This is a genomic window from Methylobacterium aerolatum, from assembly GCF_022179085.1.
Lineage (GTDB): Bacteria > Pseudomonadota > Alphaproteobacteria > Rhizobiales > Beijerinckiaceae > Methylobacterium > Methylobacterium aerolatum.
On the sequence record NZ_BPQE01000003.1, the window covers coordinates 14,795 to 28,781 of the forward strand.

Here is a 13,987-nt window from a genome sequence, read left to right on the forward strand (position 1 = left end):
TCCGCCGGTGCATTCCGCAACCGGAGACCTTCCATGATCGGACAGACCCGCACGAGGACCCTGCTCGCGGCCCTCCTCGTCACGGCCGTGGCCCTGCCCGCCACCCTGCCGCAGCCCGCCGCCGCCCGCTCGGGCGGCGCCGCCAAGAGCCTCAAGGCGATCGACACCGACAACGACGGCACGATCGACCTCGCCGAGGCCCAGGCCGCCGGGAAAGCCACCTTCGAGCGCCTCGACACCGACAGGGACGGCTCGGTGGACACGAAGGAGTTGCAGGGCCGGATCAGCAAGAAAGAGATGAAGATGGCCGATCCCGACAACGACAAGTCGGTCGATCAGAAGGAATACGACGCCCTCGTCGCCGAGCGCTTCAAGGCGGCCGACCCGGACGGCGACGGCAAGCTCGACGCCAAGGAGCTGAAGACGCCCGCCGGCCGCAGCCTGCTGCGCCTCCTCAAGTAGCGGGCTCGCAGGGCCGGAGGACGATCCCTTCCGGCCCTTCTGCCTCATTTTTCATCACGTAAATATTTTGAGCATAAGCCCAAGTGATGGGCAAGCATCAATGTTTTGCACTATCTTGCGTCAATTGCATTGCCTCCGTAAACCTGACTGCAGCGGACGAAACGGTCCGGTTTTCAGATGATACCCGGAGGATGAAACCATGGCGCACGTGCACGAAGTCAAGGACCGTTTCCGCAGCCGGCTCGCCGCGGCCGACGCCCGCAGCAACGGCTTCCGTCAGAAGCTTCTGGAGGACGGCACCCGCGCGCTCCGCCCGGTGATCGAGGTGCTGACCCTTATGGCCGAGGTCCTCAACGAGGAGGACAACGTCCACGGCTGCATCACCGGCCTCGACCCCGTGATCGACGGCGACAACTTCGTCACGCTCTGCGCCAAGCTGCGCGGGATCGAGACCGAGCAGAAGATCAAGATCAAGTACGGTCCCGAGCTCGGCGGCACGAACTATATTTCCATCTCGGGCCTCAACCAGCGCTACAACGAGCGCCTCGTCCCCGGCGCCAGCACCAGCGCCCATATCGGCCGGGTGATCGGCAGCGACCTGCACCTCGACGAGCACCGCGGCACGGACCTCGCCGACGTCATCCGCGACGTGATCGAGGATTTCTACGTGGCGCAGATCGAGCAGCGCAGCCACTTCGCCATCGCGGCGTAAGGGGACCCGGCACGGGGAAGAGGGCACGGCGATCGCCGTGCCTTTTCCTTTCACCGGTCCTGTATTACCCTCGCCGTCGATGGGGATGGAGCTCCCCCGATAACCGCCTTGCCGGATGACCGGCCAGGGCTGATGGCTCCTACCGTGAGGGCGGTCTCCGCTCGCGGTGGGGGCGTGCCCGCATCGTGGGCGGCCCGCCCGTTCAGACGAACGGGACTGGCATGGTCAACACTTTCATCGTCTTCCTCGGCGCCGGGATCGGCGGAGGCTTTCGGCACGGGCTGAACCTCGCCGTGGCGCGACTTCTGCCGGGCTTCGGATTTCCCCTCGCGACGCTGATCATCAACGTGCTCGGCTCGGTCCTGATGGGCGTGCTCGCCGAGGGCTTCGCCCTGCGCGGGGCGGCGGGCCACCCCGCCCGGTTGTTCCTGACCACCGGCGTGCTCGGCGGCTTCACCACCTTCTCGACCTTCTCCCTCGACGCGATCGCCCTCTACGAGCGCGGCGAGACCACGGCGGCCGCCGTCTACGTCTTCGCCTCGGTGGCGCTGGGCCTCCTCGGCCTCATCGCGGGCATGGCGCTGGTGCGCACGGTGCTCGGCGGCTCGTAAGGGGTATCCAGAGGGCTCGCCCTCTGGGGGGTGCAGGGCGGCGCCCTGCCTTCCCAGGGGTTTCACCCCTGGACCCCACCCAAGGACTTGTCCTTGGGGATCCCGGATTATTCCGCGATGAACTTCATCCGGTGGTCGCGGTGCAGGTCGAGGATGGCGGCGGCCGTCTCCTCGATGGAGCGGCGGGTCACGTCGATGGTCGGCCAGCGGTTGCGCATGAACAGGCGGCGCGAGGCGGTGATCTCGTCGGAGACCGCCTCCCGGTCCACGTACATCGAACTCTCGTCCGCGTTGAGGCTCGACAGGCGGTTCTGCCGGATCTGGATGATGCGCTCCGGCGAGGCGAACAGGCCGACGATGAGGGGCTTGCGCGCCGCCTCGATCTCGGCGGGCACCGGCACCCCGGGGATGAGGGGGAGGTTCGTGGTCTTGAGGCCGCGGTTGGCGAGGTAGATCGAGGTCGGCGTCTTCGACGTGCGGCTGACGCCGAGCAGGATCACGTCCGCCTCCTCCAGATCCTCCGGCAGGTTGCCGTCGTCGTGGGCGAGGGTGAAGTTCATCGCGTCGATGCGCTTGAAGTACTCGGCGTTCAGCATGTGCTGGGCGCCCGGCCGGGCCGCCTTCTGTGTGCCGAGGTAGGATTGCAGCAGGTCGTGGACCGGTTGCAGCACCGAGAGGCACGGCGAGCCCGATTCCCGCGCCGCCATCTCCAGCCGCTGCCCGAGATCGCCGCCCACCAGGGTGTAGAGCACGAGGCCCGGCGCCGCCCGGATCTCCGAGATCACCCGCTCCAGCTGCGAGCCCGAACGCACCAGTGGGTAGACGTGCTCGATCGCCGACACGCCCTCGTACTGCGCCGCCGCCGCCCGCCCGACGTTGATCAGCGTCTCGCCGGTGGAGTCGGACACGAGGTGGAGGTGGAAGTAGCTGCGGCCCATGCGCGGCGTCTCCGGCCGGGGGAGTTCGGGTTATCCAACGGCGAACCGCCGGGGAGTCGATGAGTGTGGATAGGCAGCCCTCTTTGGCCGGTCCAGTGCCGAGAGGGCGCCGGCTATCGACTCCGGCGTGCACAGGCCGTCAAAATAGGACGGATTCCAAGCGCGAGTCGGGAAAAGCGGGATGCGCGAGGCCGCACCCCCGGCTCCCCCTTCTCCAAGCCCTTGGACGGGAAGCCTCTTCCATCATCTTCGCCGGAATCCTTTAAAGCTCCGTTAACGGCGCCTGGCCGGGGATCGGGTGTGGATACGGTTGCGCTCCCGTGATCCAGCCTCCAAGAGAAAAAACAGAGTCTAAGATTCTCTCTTTTCTTTTAGAGAGGTCCCCCTGGGGATGCGTCGCGACCGGACCGGTAGCGAAGAGAACGGGGTCGGGAGCGTATGACGGATCGAGCGGACAGGACGATGCTGAAGGTCCTTTCGGGCGAGGCCGTCTGGCCGCCGCCCGCCTGGATGATGCGGCAGGCCGGACGCTATCTGCCGGAGTACCGGGCCACCCGGGCGACGGCGGGCTCCTTCCTCGACCTGTGCTACACGCCCGACTTCGCGGTGGAGGTGACCCTCCAGCCGATCCGCCGGTTCGGGTTCGATGCGGCGATCCTGTTCTCGGACATTCTCGTCGTGCCCCATGCGCTCGGCCAGGACGTGCGCTTCGTCGAGGGCGAGGGGCCGCGCCTCGATCCGCTGAGCGACCGCGCCGCCTTCGAGCGCCTGCGCGAGGCGGGCGACGGGGCGGTGATGACCCATCTCGCCCCCGTCTTCGAGACGGTGACGCGGCTGCGGGCGGAGCTTCCGGCGGAGACGACCCTTCTCGGCTTCTGCGGCGCCCCCTGGACGGTGGCGAGCTATATGATCGGCGGCCGGGGCACGCCGGACCTCGCCCCCTCGCGGGCGCTCGCCGAGGGCGACACGGCGCTGGTGGACGAACTGATCGACCGTCTCGTCACCGTGCAGACCGACTATCTCGTGCGCCAGCTCGAGGCCGGCGCGGACGCCGTGCAGATCTTCGAATCCCACGCCGGCACCCTGCCGAAGGCGATGCCCGCCTCGCCGGGCTTGATCGAACCCGTGGGCGACGTCACCGAGAGCGCCCTGCCGGGCGGGGCGGCGCCCGACGCCCTCACCCGCTGGTCGCTCCAGCCCATCGCCCGGATGATCGCGGGCATCCGCTCCCGGGTGCCGGATGCCAAGATCATCGTTTTCGCCCGGGGCTCCGGCCTCGACGGCCATGCCCGCGTGGTGCCCGAAACCGGCGCCGACGCGGTGGGTGTCGATTGGGGCGTCGATCTGAAGGCCCTGCGGGGCCGCGTGCCGGCTTCCACGGTCACGCAGGGCAACCTGCACCCCGAGACGCTGATCGAGGGCGGGGCGGCCCTGGACGCGGCCGTGGACGGCATCCGCGAGGCCGTGGAGGGCCTGCCGCACGTCTTCAACCTCGGCCACGGCATCACGCCGCAGACGCCGGTGGCCCATGTCGAGCGGATGCTCGCCCGGCTGCGGGGCTAGGCGCGTGCTCTACGACTGGATCAAGGCCGGGCACATCGTGAGCCTCATCGCCTGGATGGCGGCGATGCTCTACCTGCCCAGGCTGTTCGTCTACCACGCGAGCCTGCCGCCGGGCTCGGAGGCGCAATCGGCGACCTTCAAGATCATGGAGCGGCGCCTCCTCAAGGCGATCATGACGCCCGCCATGATCGCGACCTGGGCGTTCGGGCTGCTCCTCGCCTGGATGAGCGGCTACTACGCGAGCCACTGGCTCCAGGCGAAGTTCGCCCTGGTGGTGGCGCTGTCGGGCATCCACGGCTGGCTCGCCCGGATGGTCAAGGACTTCGCCGCCGACCGGAACAGGCGGGGCCACAAGTTCTACCGCGTGATCAACGAGGTGCCGACGCTGCTGATGATCGTGATCGTCGTGCTGGCGACGGTGAAGCCGGGATTCTGAGGGAGCCTCCGGCAGGCTCGGCCGTTATGGCCCCATGCGTGTCACGACATCGACCCTCGCCCTCGTCCTCACCCTCGCCGCCGGCTCGGCTCAGGCCGCGAGTTTCCCCTGCGACAAGGCCGAGGCGCCCGACGAGAAGGCGATCTGCGCCCACCTTCCCCTCAACGACCGCGACGTCGAGATGGCGACCCGGTTCGAGATCCTGAAGGCCGTGCTGCCGATGGGCGGCCAGTCGAAGCTGCGCGACGACCAGGAAACCTGGCTCACCGAGCGCCGGACCTGCGGCGCCGAGGTCGAGTGCCTGCGCACCGCCTACGACGCGCGTCTGAAGGTGCTCCGTGCCGTCCTCGGGGAGTTCGCCAAGCAGGGACCGCAATAATCCGGGATCCCAAAGGACACGTCCTTTGGTGGGGTCCAGGGGGCAAAGCCCCTGGAACAAGGCAGGGCGCCCTGCGCCCGCCAAAGCGCCCGATCCTTTGAAATTTCCCTCAGACAATGTCCGTTTGAGAGAAGTCATCGCCCTTGAAGAGGAGCGGTACGCCGAAATGGCGGGCGCAAGCATAGGCGAAGCAGTCACCGAAGTTGAGTGAAGCGGGATGCCGGCTCTTGCCGTAGCGCTCGAAGGCATCGAGCGCCCCTTCGCCCACCTCCGGTGGAACCGGCATGACGATGATGGCCGCGAGCGCGAGGTATTCGCGCACCGCCGTCCGTGCCTCGAAGAGGGGAAGGTCGAGGCGGCGCGCTACCGCCACCGTGGTCTCCCAGACCGCGAGCGGCGAGATCATGCGCCGGGGCGCCTGCTTCAGGCGGGCAAGGAGGTCGTCGGCTTCGTCTTCCCCCACCAGGATCGCCGTCAGGGCCGAGGCATCCACGAACATCAATCGCGCTCGTAGAGGCTGTCGATGAAGACCTTGTCGACCGGCTTGCCCACGCCGCTGCGGGCCCGGAGATCGCGGGTGAAGGTGCGGGTCATCTCGATGAGGTCTGGCTCGGCCTTCGTCCGGGCGATCTCGTTGCGCAGGGCCTCGCGGACGGCCTCGGTCTTGGTCGAGCCCTTGAGCGCCGTCAGTTCGTCGGCGAGCGCATCGACCTGCGGATCCTTGACATAGAGGGGCATCGGAACGGCTCGACCGGGATATTCCTGCAACGTTAGGGGATATCCCGGTGACTGTCCACGCTCACACCCTGGCCAGCAACCGCTCCGCCAGGGGGTTCTCGGCCGCGAAGGCGTAGTCGATCCGCCTCACGCTCACCGCCCGGGCGCCCGCCGCCACGAGGGCGTCGGCGAGGTCGAACATCGCCGCCTCGGGGCAGCGCAGGACGATCTCGCCGTCGGGCCCGCTCGGGGCGCCGTAGGGCAATTCCGCCTCGTGCAGGCCGGCCAGGGTGGCGAGGTCGATGGTGCCGTTCTCCGGCATGGCGGCCCGGACCTCGCGGGTGGTGCGGGCGCGCTCCTCGGCGCTGATCCGGCCGAGCACCGCCTTCAGGGCGGTCCGCTGCGCCTCGCCCCAGGGGGCCTTGAGGGAGGCGACGAGGTTCGCCTCCGAACGCAGGATGATCCCGTCGTCGAGGACCTTCAGAGCGTTGGCCGCCAGGGTCGCGCCGGTGGTGGTGATGTCCACGATGATCTCGGCCGAGCCCGCGGCGGGCGCGCCCTCGGTGGCGCCGAGGCTCTCGACGATCCGGTAGTCCGCGACGCCGGTCTCGGCGAAGAAGCGGCGGGTGAGGTTCACGTATTTCGTCGCGACACGGAGACGGCGGTTGTGGCGGGCGCGCATGGTGGCGGCGACCTCGTCGAGGTCGGCCATCACCCGCACGTCGATCCAGGCCTGGGGCACGGCGACGACCACCGTGGCATTCCCGAAGCCCAGGGGCGTGAGCAACTCCACTTGGCCGCGCACGTCGGGCAGGGTCTCGCGGATCAGATCCTCGCCGGTCACGCCGAGATGGGCGGCGCCGGAGGCGAGCTGGCTCGCGATCTCGGAGGCGGAGAGGTAGCGCACCTCCACGCCCGGCACGCCGACGAGCTTGCCGCGATAGTCGCGGATCCCGGTGCCCTGCGTCAGCTTCAGCCCGGCGCGGGCGAAGAAGGCGCTGGCGTTCTCCTGCAGGCGCCCCTTGGAGGGGACCGCCAGAACGAGGGCGTCGCTCATCGGCCGGCTCCCGTGGCACGCTCGATCCAGAAGGTGCAGCCCACCGCCGGCAGGGGCGTGGGGCTGCCGAGATGGGAGAGCAGGCCGTCGTACCGGCCGCCGCCGACGAGCACCGGCCCGTCGCCCTGGGCCACCTCGAAGATGAAGCCCGTATAGTAGTCGAGGTTGCGGGCGAAGCCGCCCTGGAACCGGAAGGTCTCGACGGGCAGACCGCGGGCGGCGATGAAGCCGGTGCGCTCCTCGAACAGGTCGAGGGCCGCCTCCACCGCCTCGTGGCGGATGCCCGCATCCGAGACCAGAGCCCGGAGGTCCCGTGCGGCGGAATCGGGATCGCCCGAGACGGCGCGGTAGCGGTCGAGGATCGCCCGGTTCTCGGAGTTGAGCCCCGCCCCGCCATTGGCCTGGGCGGCGGCCCGGCCGAGGAAGCGCTCGGCGATCTCGCCGGCGCTGCGCCCGCCCACCGCCGAGATGCCGGCGATGGCGAGCACATCCTCCACGAAGGCGCGCACGCCCTGCGGGTCCTGGCCCTGGATGGCGGCCAGCAGCCCCGCGTGGCGGTCCTCCCTCGGCTGACCCTCGGCCCCGTTCGTCACCCCGTCGAGGGACCGCCCGGCGGCCAGCGCCCGGAGCGTCCGGCGCTTGGCGGCAGGGGGAACGGCCAAGCCGTCGAGGAGGGCGACGGTGAGGCCCATGTCGCCGAGGCGGACCTGCGGAGCGGTCCGCCCGAACAGCGCCAGCCCCTCCAGGGCGAGGCCCAGCACCTCCGCGTCGGCGGCGGGCGTGTCGGTGCGGCCGATCGATTCGATGCCGGCCTGGAAGAACTCGTCCGGCTCGTCGGCGGCGAGCCGGAAGACCGGGCCGCAATAGCTGTAGTCCGCCGCCTGCCCGTCCGCCCGCTGGCGGTGGAGGCGGCACACGGGGATGGTGAATTCCGGCCGCAGGCAGAGTTCGGCCCCGCCCGCATCCTGCGTGACGAAGATGCGGCGGCGGATATCCTCGCCGGACAGCTCCAGGAAGGGCTCGATCGGCTGGAGCACCGGGGGCGCCACCGTGGCGTAGCCCGCGGCGGCCAGATGGGCGAGCAGCCGCGCCTGGGTGGGCTCAGCCGTTTCCGAGTCGGGCTCCGGTCGCGTCATGGTCATCCTCGTGCGCGCGCTCTGTAGCAACCGGCGCAACGCTTGGCGACATGGGGCGGCTGTGGAGGAGGACGGACCTTGTTGATCTGCGGTTTCGCGGCGCTCGGACGCGGGCCACAGCCTCACCGTCATCGCGAGCGACAGCGAAGCGATCCAGGGCGGCGGGACGTCTCCGAACGAGGCGAGTCCCTGGATTGCTTCGCTAACGCTCGCAACGACGGTGGCGACTCTGAAGGCCCTTGCACCCGCCGCGTGAGTCCGGTGCCCTGGATTTCCCGCGTTCCTCCGCCTAGACGTTGCAGTGCACCGGCGGAATCCATCCCGCATCGGGGCGCCCGCCCGCTAGCGAGGCTTGAACCGTGGCCCTCCCTCTCAACGAACGTCGGCGCATCATGCTGCTCACGGGGGCGAGCCGGGGCATCGGCCATGCCACCGTCAAGCGGTTCTCGGCGGCCGGCTGGCGGGTGATCACCTGCTCGCGCCAGCCCTTCCCGGAGAACTGCCCCTGGGAGATGGGGCCGGAGGACCACCTGCAGGTGGACCTCGCTGACGCCGCCGACACGGTGCGCGCCGTGGAGGAGGTACGCGGGCGCCTCGCGGCCGAGGGTGGGGTGCTGCACGCCCTCGTCAACAATGCCGGCATCTCGCCCAAGGGGCCGGACGGCGAGCGCCTGGGTGCGCTCGGCACCGAGTTCTCCGATTGGCTGCGGGTGTTCCAGGTGAACGTCTTCGCCACGATCCTCCTGGCCCGGGGCCTGCGGGAGGAACTGGCCCGCGCCAAGGGCTCCATCGTCAACGTCACCTCCATCGCCGGCTCGCGGGTGCACCCCTTTGCCGGGGCGGCCTACGGCACGTCGAAGGCGGCGCTGGCCGGCCTCACCCGGGAGATGGCCGCCGATTTCGGGCCGATCGGCGTGCGGGTGAACGCCATCTCGCCGGGCGAGATCGACACGTCGATCCTCTCGCCGGGCACGGAGAAGCTGGTGGAGCAGATTCCCCAGCGCCGCCTCGGCACGCCGGACGAGGTCGCCAAGGCGATCTACTTCCTGTGCACCGAAGCCTCCTCCTACGTGAATGGGGCCGAGCTGCACATCAACGGCGGGCAGCATGTCTGACGCCCCCGGCTTCGGGAGGCGCGCCGTCATCGCGAGGGGCTCGCGGTCCGCTCCCAGATCCGCCGGGCGCGACCGCGCGGTCCGGGACGGGCGCCCGCGTCCCTCGAACCGGTGGGGCGTGGTGCTGGCCGTCGCCGCCGCCCTCGCCCTGCCCATGGGCTCCGCCCGCGCCGAGCCGGCCCTGCGCCTCCTCGATCTGCCCTTCAAGGTCCGCGAGATGCGCGGCCCCCGCAGCGAACTCGCCGTCGCCGTGGCGACTTCGGGCCTCCTGCCCCTCGTCCGCCGGAACGAGGCGGGCCGGGAGGGTGGCAGGGAGGCGAGCGGGTCCGGCACGCCGATCGCCGTGGTCTGGGGCGACGAGGGCGGGGCGATCCTGCTCGTGGAGAACGGCTCCGTCGCGGTGAAGCCGGTGGGGCGCGAGGCGGTGGAGGACCTCGTGGCCTCCGAGACGCCCAAGGGAGCCCTGCCGGGCGTCCGCCGCGCCCTCGACGGTCCCCTCAGCGCCTTCCTGACCGGCCGCACCCGCGCGCCCGACGGCAGCCCCGCCGCCGCGACCCTCGCGTTACGGGAGCGCCAGCCCCTGGGGGTGACCTCCGAGCCGAAGCCCGTGCCCGTGGCGACGACCGATCTGCCGCCCGGCGACGGTGCCGTCTTCGCGCCCCAGGCCCCGCGGATCGTACCCGTGGCGGGACGCCCCGCCATCCTCGCCGCCACCGTTGCGGGAGCGGGAACGGGGAGCTTGGTGCTGATCACCCGATCCGGATCCTCGCCCGCCCCCTGGAGCGTCACGGCCCGCTCCGCCCCCGGTCCTCGCCCGTCCCTCGCGGCGGTCGGCGCCTTCTCCGGCGCGGACCCATCCGAAGCGGCCACCGTCGATGCCAAGGGCACGCTGCGGCTCTGGCGCCTCGCCCCGGACGCCATCACCCCCGGTCCCGAGGCGGCCGGATTCCTCCCCGGCGAGGGCGATGCCGCCCTGGCCGACGTCGTCCAGGCCGGACACGGCACGGAACTGGCGGTGCCGCTCGCCGGGGCGTCGGCCCTCGTCCTGATGTCCGCCCAGGGTGGGGCCCTGACGGAGCGGCTGCGCATCGCCTTGCCCGCGCCCGCCGGGAGCGGCATCGCCAGCCTGGGTGAGGGGGCGGCCTCGCGGCTCGTCGTCGGCCTGAGCGACGGGCGGATCGCCGCCATCGCCCTCGACGGGGGTCGGCCGTGAGCGAGGCCGACGATCGGACCTTCCCCACGCGGCCCTTCGTCGGCGCATCCATCGCCGTGATCCGGGACGGGCGCGTCCTGCTGGCCTCCCGGGCCAACGAGCCGATGCGCGGCGTCTGGACCCTTCCCGGGGGTCTGGTGGAGGCCGGCGAGACCCTGGCCGAGGCGGCCCTGCGGGAACTCGTGGAGGAAGTCGGCGTCACCGCCGAGGTGGTCGGCGTGCTCTCGCCGACCGAGATCATCGTGCGCGACGGGACCGGCCGCGCCCGGCACCACTACGTCGTCCACCCCCACGCCGCCCTGTGGCGCGGCGGCGAACCGATGGCCGGGCCGGAGGCCCTGGGCGTGCGCTGGGCGGACTTGTCCGAGATCGGGGCGCTCGAGACCACGCCCGGCCTCGTCGGCACCCTGCGGGAGGCCTTCGCGCGGGTGGACGGACGGGGGACGGCGTGATGGGACGGATCCCTCACCGCACGGGCGGGTGGGCGGCGCTCCTGTGCGTCGCCCTCCTCGCGGGTCCCGCACAGGCCCAGCAGCGCGCCAAGCCCCCCGCCAGGGAGACGACCAAGGACACGGCGAAGGAGGCCCCCAAGGAGCAGCCCGCCCCGGCCGACGCCCCCGCCCCCTACGACCGGGATCTGATGCGCATGGCCGAGGTGATCGGCTCCCTTGCCTTCCTGCGCAATCTCTGCGCGACGGCCGACGCCGCCGAGTGGCCGACGCGCATGAAGGCCCTGATCGAGGCCGAGGGCATCACCCCCAACCGGCGGGACCGGCTCGCGGGCGCCTACAACCGGGGATACCGGAGCTACGCCCTCACCTACCGGGTCTGCACCCCCGCCGCCCACGAGGCGGCGGCGCGCTTCCTCACGGAGGGCGAGCGCCTGTCCCACGGCCTGGCCGGGCGGTTCGGCGGGTGAGGTGATGCGCCCGGGCCACAGGGCGATGCGATCCGGCCGATGGCCGGCATTCGATCGACCGCGTTAACCGATCTGCAATTACCGGCTAGGCGTCCCGCATTGAGCCGCCTATCATCCATCCTGTCCGCCGTTCTGTTTCAGAGCGGCGCAATGGAAGTGTCGGACCATGCAGACCATCTCCCACACCGCCCCCCTCGAGGCCGATGTCGAGGAGAAGCGTGCCGCTTTGAGCTATGTCTCCGAAGCGTTCGCGGAAGGCTGCCTCGATGGTCTCGACGGCGATTGCATGGCCCAGGCCGCCCTGTTCGCGGCCTTCCAGGAACTCGTCATGACCTATGGCGAGGAGGCGACCGCGCGCTACGCCGAAGGTTTCCCGGAGCGCATCCGCGGCGGCGCCTTCACCACCACCTTGCAGCATTGAGATCCGGCGGCCCGCCGGTTGAGGCGGGCCGCCTTCGCCCTTACCTCCCGGCTGCCACCGCCGTGTGAGGATTGCCCCGAATGCCCATCGCCCTGTTGCCGGACCGCGCCCTCGTCACCGTGACGGGGCCGGACGCCACGAGCCTCCTGCAGGGCGTGCTGACCTGCAACGTCGAGACCCTGCAACCGGGCGAGGCACGCCTCGGCGCCCTGCTGACCCCGCAGGGCAAGATCCTGTTCGATTTCCTGATCTCGCGGATCCCGGACGGATTCAGGCTCGATGCGGCGGCCGACAAGGCGGCCGACCTCGCCAAGCGCCTGACCCTCTACAAGTTGCGCGCGGCGGTCGAGATCGCCGCCGATCCGACCGTCGCGGTGGCCGCCGCCTGGGACGGGGCGAGCCCGGCCGCCGAGACCGCCACCGTCGCGGACGCCCGCCATCCCGACCTGGGAGCCCGCCTCTACGCCGCCGAGGGCGCCTTCTCCGCCGACGCCTCGGAGGAGGGTTACCACGCCCACCGCCTCCGCCTCGGCGTGCCGGAGGGCGGGCGGGACTTCGCCTACGGCGACGCCTTCCCCCACGAGGCGCTGATGGATCAACTGGGCGGGGTCGATTTCCGCAAGGGCTGCTATGTCGGCCAGGAGGTCGTCTCGCGGATGCAGCACCGGGGCACGGCCCGCACCCGGTTGCTGGTGGCGGAGTATCCCGGGGGGGCTTCCCCCGCCCCCGGCACGGAGGTCCAGGCCGGGCAGAAGGTGCTCGGCATCACGGCCGGCGCGGCCGGAACCCATGGCCTCGTCATGCTGCGGCTCGACCGGCTCGGCGACGCCCTGGCGGCGGGCGAGAGCCTGCGGGCGGGCGGCCAGGCGCTGGCCGTCGGCCGCCCGGCCTACGCCACCTTCGCCATGCCGGATGCCGGAAGCGGGACCTCCGCCTGACCATGGACACGCCGCTGCCCGAGGGGCTGATCCTCCACCCCGACGGGTGCCCGCGCTGCTGGTGGGCCGGGCAGGACCCGCTCTACGTCGCCTATCACGACACCGAATGGGGCGTGCCGGAGCACGACAGCCGCGCCCTCTACGAGAAGCTGATCCTCGACGGGTTCCAGGCGGGCCTCTCGTGGATCACCATTTTGAAGCGCCGGGAGGGATTCCGCGCCGCCTTCGACGGATTCCGGCCGGAGGTCATCGCCCGCTACACGGAGGAGGACGTGGCCCGGCTGATGGCCGACACGCGCATCATCCGCAACCGGGCGAAAATCGTCGGGACCATCGCCGGGGCCAAGGCGTGGCTGCGGATCGAGGAGAGCGGCCCCGGCTTCTCGCGCTTCCTGTGGGAGTTCTGCGAGGGTCGGCCGATCCAGGGCCATGCCCGCAGCCGCGCCGAGATCCTCACCGAGACGGAGGTCTCGAAGCGGATGGGCAAGGCGTTGAAGGCGGAAGGGTTCTCCTTCTGCGGGCCGACGATCATCCACGCCTTCATGCAGGCGGTGGGGATGGTGAACGACCACCTCGTCGGCTGCCACCGGCACGGGCCCTGCGCGGCCCTGGCCGAGGCATGAGTGTGAGCCGGACGGCCGAGAGCCCCCGCGCGTGGCAACGGATGCTCTCCGGGCGCCGCCTCGACCTCCTCGACCCCTCCTCCCTCGACATCGAGATCGGCGACATCGCCCACGGCCTCGCCCGGGTCGCCCGCTGGAACGGGCAGACGGCGGGACCGCATGTCTTCTCGGTGGCCCAGCACAGCCTGCTGGTGGAGGGAATCGGCCGCCACTGCCATCCGGACGCCACCCCGGCCGAGGGTCTCGAATTCCTGCTCCACGATGCGCCGGAATACGTCGTCGGTGACATCATCTCGCCCCTCAAGGCGGCGATCGGCGACGCCTACAAGGGTGTCGAGCGGCGCCTGCTGGCCGCCGTGCGCCAGCGCTTCGGCCTTCCGGCTCCGTCGCCCGCCCTCGCCCGCCGGGTGAAGCGGGCGGACCGGATCGCCGCCCATTGGGAGGCCGTGCGGCTCGCGGGCTTCTCCGCCGGGGAAGCCGCCCGCTATTTCGGCCCGGCCGTCACCCTGCCGGACCCGGTGCTGGCCCTCGCCGACCCCTGGCCGACGGGTGACGCGCAACGTCGCTTCCTCGCCCGGTTCGAGGAGCTGAACGAGGGGTCCCGCAGGACATAGAGCGTCTTCCGGGACTTTCAGATCGCCTCCGCCGCCACGTCCTCGCGAGCGACAGCGACCCAATCCAGGGCAGCGGGACTTCTCCGAACGGCGCGCCGGATGGCTGCGCCGGGGGCGTCGCCCGAAGGCACCC

General features: G+C 71.0%; 19 protein-coding genes and 1 riboswitch. Of the genes, 14 read left to right on the forward strand and 5 right to left on the reverse strand.

What is annotated here, in order from left to right; translation table 11 throughout:
* The first annotated feature begins 33 nt into the window (after positions 1–33).
* The 3 genes from lanM to crcB all read left to right on the forward strand — a co-directional run bounded on the left by lanM (position 34) and on the right by crcB (position 1,785).
* The gene (lanM, locus tag MFF06_RS01905) at positions 34–462 is read left to right on the forward strand and encodes a lanmodulin LanM (RefSeq protein ID WP_238201318.1); all 429 of its coding nucleotides are present in this window, start codon (positions 34–36) and stop codon (positions 460–462) included.
* Positions 463–661: 199 nt separating this feature from the next.
* Positions 662–1,174, forward strand: coding sequence for a hypothetical protein (locus tag MFF06_RS01910; protein ID WP_238201319.1), 513 nt, complete (start codon positions 662–664; stop codon positions 1,172–1,174).
* Positions 1,175–1,246: 72 nt separating this feature from the next.
* A riboswitch (Fluoride riboswitch) is annotated at positions 1,247–1,323 on the forward strand.
* A gap of 72 nt (positions 1,324–1,395) precedes the next feature.
* Positions 1,396–1,785, forward strand: coding sequence for a fluoride efflux transporter CrcB (gene crcB, locus MFF06_RS01915; RefSeq protein WP_238201320.1), 390 nt, complete (start codon positions 1,396–1,398; stop codon positions 1,783–1,785).
* A gap of 107 nt (positions 1,786–1,892) precedes the next feature.
* On the opposite strand, the gene MFF06_RS01920 is transcribed toward crcB, so the two are convergent.
* Positions 1,893–2,723, reverse strand: a complete 831-nt coding sequence (locus MFF06_RS01920; RefSeq protein ID WP_238201321.1) for a pyruvate, water dikinase regulatory protein — start codon at positions 2,721–2,723, stop codon at positions 1,893–1,895.
* Between the two features lie 462 nt (positions 2,724–3,185).
* On the opposite strand from MFF06_RS01920, the gene MFF06_RS01925 reads away from it, so the two are divergent.
* The 3 genes from MFF06_RS01925 to MFF06_RS01935 are packed head-to-tail and all read left to right on the forward strand — an operon-like array spanning position 3,186 to position 5,101.
* Entirely contained in the window at positions 3,186–4,286 is a 1,101-nt protein-coding gene (locus MFF06_RS01925) for a uroporphyrinogen decarboxylase (RefSeq protein ID WP_238201322.1), read from the forward strand.
* 4 nt (positions 4,287–4,290) lie between these two features.
* A complete protein-coding gene (gene hemJ / locus MFF06_RS01930) occupies positions 4,291–4,722 on the forward strand; it encodes a protoporphyrinogen oxidase HemJ (protein WP_238201323.1) in 432 nt (143 codons plus the stop codon).
* Between the two features lie 34 nt (positions 4,723–4,756).
* Positions 4,757–5,101 carry a lysozyme inhibitor LprI family protein gene (locus MFF06_RS01935; RefSeq protein WP_238201324.1) on the forward strand — a complete coding sequence of 115 codons (345 nt, stop codon included), beginning with the start codon at positions 4,757–4,759 and terminating at the stop codon, positions 5,099–5,101.
* Positions 5,102–5,210: 109 nt separating this feature from the next.
* On the opposite strand, the gene MFF06_RS01940 is transcribed toward MFF06_RS01935, so the two are convergent.
* The 4 genes from MFF06_RS01940 to MFF06_RS01955 form a co-directional block, all read right to left on the reverse strand.
* Entirely contained in the window at positions 5,211–5,600 is a 390-nt protein-coding gene (locus MFF06_RS01940; protein ID WP_238201325.1) for a type II toxin-antitoxin system VapC family toxin, read from the reverse strand.
* Entirely contained in the window at positions 5,600–5,839 is a 240-nt protein-coding gene (locus MFF06_RS01945; protein WP_238201326.1) for a type II toxin-antitoxin system VapB family antitoxin, read from the reverse strand. The genes MFF06_RS01940 and MFF06_RS01945 overlap by 1 nt, the downstream gene beginning before the upstream one ends.
* A 61-nt stretch (positions 5,840–5,900) precedes the next feature.
* Positions 5,901–6,875, reverse strand: a complete 975-nt coding sequence (gene hisG, locus MFF06_RS01950) for an ATP phosphoribosyltransferase (RefSeq protein WP_238201327.1) — start codon at positions 6,873–6,875, stop codon at positions 5,901–5,903.
* Entirely contained in the window at positions 6,872–8,011 is a 1,140-nt protein-coding gene (locus MFF06_RS01955) for an ATP phosphoribosyltransferase regulatory subunit (RefSeq protein ID WP_238201328.1), read from the reverse strand. Before MFF06_RS01955 ends, hisG begins: the two co-directional genes overlap by 4 nt.
* Positions 8,012–8,403: 392 nt before the next feature.
* On the opposite strand from MFF06_RS01955, the gene MFF06_RS01960 reads away from it, so the two are divergent.
* The 8 genes from MFF06_RS01960 (at position 8,404) to MFF06_RS01995 (ending at position 13,854) form a co-directional block, all read left to right on the forward strand.
* A complete protein-coding gene (locus MFF06_RS01960) occupies positions 8,404–9,126 on the forward strand; it encodes an SDR family NAD(P)-dependent oxidoreductase (RefSeq protein WP_238201420.1) in 723 nt (240 codons plus the stop codon).
* Positions 9,119–10,339 (forward strand): hypothetical protein, encoded by a 1,221-nt coding sequence (locus MFF06_RS22620; protein ID WP_283207232.1) that lies wholly within the window; start codon positions 9,119–9,121, stop codon positions 10,337–10,339. The genes MFF06_RS01960 and MFF06_RS22620 overlap by 8 nt, the downstream gene beginning before the upstream one ends.
* Positions 10,336–10,791: an NUDIX hydrolase gene (locus tag MFF06_RS01970; RefSeq protein WP_238201329.1), complete on the forward strand. Its 456-nt coding sequence runs from the start codon at positions 10,336–10,338 to the stop codon at positions 10,789–10,791. Before MFF06_RS22620 ends, MFF06_RS01970 begins: the two co-directional genes overlap by 4 nt.
* Complete coding sequence (locus MFF06_RS01975; protein WP_238201330.1) at positions 10,791–11,258, forward strand: TIGR02301 family protein; 468 nt, start codon at positions 10,791–10,793, stop codon at positions 11,256–11,258. The genes MFF06_RS01970 and MFF06_RS01975 overlap by 1 nt, the downstream gene beginning before the upstream one ends.
* A 166-nt stretch (positions 11,259–11,424) precedes the next feature.
* The gene (locus MFF06_RS01980) at positions 11,425–11,679 is read left to right on the forward strand and encodes a hypothetical protein (protein ID WP_238201331.1); all 255 of its coding nucleotides are present in this window, start codon (positions 11,425–11,427) and stop codon (positions 11,677–11,679) included.
* A gap of 80 nt (positions 11,680–11,759) precedes the next feature.
* Entirely contained in the window at positions 11,760–12,617 is an 858-nt protein-coding gene (ygfZ, locus tag MFF06_RS01985; protein ID WP_238201332.1) for a CAF17-like 4Fe-4S cluster assembly/insertion protein YgfZ, read from the forward strand.
* A gap of 2 nt (positions 12,618–12,619) precedes the next feature.
* Positions 12,620–13,240, forward strand: a complete 621-nt coding sequence (locus tag MFF06_RS01990; RefSeq protein ID WP_238201333.1) for a DNA-3-methyladenine glycosylase I — start codon at positions 12,620–12,622, stop codon at positions 13,238–13,240.
* Complete coding sequence (locus MFF06_RS01995) at positions 13,237–13,854, forward strand: HD domain-containing protein (RefSeq protein ID WP_238201334.1); 618 nt, start codon at positions 13,237–13,239, stop codon at positions 13,852–13,854. The genes MFF06_RS01990 and MFF06_RS01995 overlap by 4 nt, the downstream gene beginning before the upstream one ends.
* The last annotated feature ends 133 nt before the right edge of the window (positions 13,855–13,987 follow it).

Excerpts from the sequence above, each read along its gene's own strand:
- MFF06_RS01925 (WP_238201322.1), top strand. The coding sequence starts at position 3,186 with ATGCTGAAGGTCCTTTCGGGCGAGGCCGTCTGGCCGCCGCCCGCCTGG.
- MFF06_RS01910 (WP_238201319.1), top strand. The coding sequence starts at position 662 with ATGGCGCACGTGCACGAAGTCAAGGACCGTTTCCGCAGCCGGCTCGCC.
- MFF06_RS01955 (WP_238201328.1), bottom strand. The coding sequence starts at position 8,011 with ATGACGCGACCGGAGCCCGACTCGGAAACGGCTGAGCCCACCCAGGCG.
- MFF06_RS01960 (WP_238201420.1), top strand. The coding sequence starts at position 8,404 with ATGCTGCTCACGGGGGCGAGCCGGGGCATCGGCCATGCCACCGTCAAG.
- lanM (WP_238201318.1), top strand. The coding sequence starts at position 34 with ATGATCGGACAGACCCGCACGAGGACCCTGCTCGCGGCCCTCCTCGTC.
- MFF06_RS01920 (WP_238201321.1), bottom strand. The coding sequence starts at position 2,723 with ATGGGCCGCAGCTACTTCCACCTCCACCTCGTGTCCGACTCCACCGGC.
- hisG (WP_238201327.1), bottom strand. The coding sequence starts at position 6,875 with ATGAGCGACGCCCTCGTTCTGGCGGTCCCCTCCAAGGGGCGCCTGCAG.
- MFF06_RS01935 (WP_238201324.1), top strand. The coding sequence starts at position 4,757 with ATGCGTGTCACGACATCGACCCTCGCCCTCGTCCTCACCCTCGCCGCC.
- MFF06_RS22620 (WP_283207232.1), top strand. The coding sequence starts at position 9,119 with ATGTCTGACGCCCCCGGCTTCGGGAGGCGCGCCGTCATCGCGAGGGGC.
- MFF06_RS01945 (WP_238201326.1), bottom strand. The coding sequence starts at position 5,839 with ATGCCCCTCTATGTCAAGGATCCGCAGGTCGATGCGCTCGCCGACGAA.
- MFF06_RS01990 (WP_238201333.1), top strand. The coding sequence starts at position 12,620 with ATGGACACGCCGCTGCCCGAGGGGCTGATCCTCCACCCCGACGGGTGC.
- MFF06_RS01995 (WP_238201334.1), top strand. The coding sequence starts at position 13,237 with ATGAGTGTGAGCCGGACGGCCGAGAGCCCCCGCGCGTGGCAACGGATG.
- crcB (WP_238201320.1), top strand. The coding sequence starts at position 1,396 with ATGGTCAACACTTTCATCGTCTTCCTCGGCGCCGGGATCGGCGGAGGC.
- MFF06_RS01975 (WP_238201330.1), top strand. The coding sequence starts at position 10,791 with ATGGGACGGATCCCTCACCGCACGGGCGGGTGGGCGGCGCTCCTGTGC.
- MFF06_RS01980 (WP_238201331.1), top strand. The coding sequence starts at position 11,425 with ATGCAGACCATCTCCCACACCGCCCCCCTCGAGGCCGATGTCGAGGAG.
- ygfZ (WP_238201332.1), top strand. The coding sequence starts at position 11,760 with ATGCCCATCGCCCTGTTGCCGGACCGCGCCCTCGTCACCGTGACGGGG.
- MFF06_RS01940 (WP_238201325.1), bottom strand. The coding sequence starts at position 5,600 with ATGTTCGTGGATGCCTCGGCCCTGACGGCGATCCTGGTGGGGGAAGAC.